Genomic DNA, 229 nt, shown 5'->3' with positions numbered 1-229 from the left:
ACCGATGCTGACGACGCCACCCTGACCATCACCATCGACGGCAGCGACGATGGCGTGACCGTCGATGTGCCCAACGACCATGACAGCACCACCCCCGACAGCAATATCGGCGACCAAGTCGTGTTCGAAAGTGGTCTGGCGGACGGTTCCAACCCGAACGCCGACGACATCCGAGTTGCGTCCAGCTTTACCCTCAAGGCCCTGGATGGCCTGCAGGATACGGGTGCCG

1 protein-coding gene is annotated in these 229 nt (G+C 62.4%); it reads left to right on the top strand.

Annotation, left to right across the window (positions count from 1 at the left end; genetic code table 11):
- A partial coding sequence (locus LU493_RS19935; protein WP_275289523.1) for a hypothetical protein occupies positions 1-229 on the top strand: 229 nt, incomplete at both ends.

Source organism: Halomonas elongata (assembly GCF_029081005.1).
In the GTDB taxonomy this organism is placed as follows: Bacteria; Pseudomonadota; Gammaproteobacteria; order Pseudomonadales; family Halomonadaceae; genus Halomonas; species Halomonas elongata_B.
This window is presented reverse-complemented; position numbering and strand designations above follow the sequence as displayed.